The following is a 411-nucleotide window of genomic DNA, read 5'->3' as shown; positions in this document are numbered from 1 at the left end:
CTAGTTCATCTATATTATTGACTGCAGCTAAATCAACTTAAAAGCGGTCTCCGCTCTGGAGCAAACTATGGATGACACCACTCGTATCAAGTGCCTTCCGATTGCCCTAAAAGTTATAGGTCTTTTTTTTATATTTGGTGTTTACCCGATGATGCGATTGGCATGGCCTCCGGGATGGGGATGGATACCCCCGTATCAACAGTATCAAGTAATTGGGCTTGTAATATACGCAACGCTGGGTGTCTGCCTGATTCTCTCCACCCGAAATATTGCTGCAAATATCGGCCTGATTTGGTTCACCATTTGGTTGAACTTGATATGCGGAAGCACCATGCTTCTGATGGAGTTAGCTAATCGAACCGGACCAGTAGACTGGGTTGTAAATATTATTGTGCAGTATTTTATTGCCGG

General features: G+C 44.0%; 1 protein-coding gene. It reads left to right on the top strand.

What is annotated here, in order from left to right; genetic code table 11:
* Positions 1-67: 67 nt before the first annotated feature.
* Positions 68-411 (top strand): DUF6632 domain-containing protein (locus tag Q1A48_RS21415; RefSeq protein ID WP_299948912.1); only part of this gene is annotated, 344 nt, incomplete at its 3' end.

It is taken from the genome of uncultured Microbulbifer sp. (assembly GCF_947489355.1).
In the GTDB taxonomy this organism is placed as follows: domain Bacteria; phylum Pseudomonadota; class Gammaproteobacteria; order Pseudomonadales; family Cellvibrionaceae; genus Microbulbifer.
Note: the sequence above shows the minus strand (reverse complement) of the source record. Positions and strands in the feature narration are given on the sequence as shown.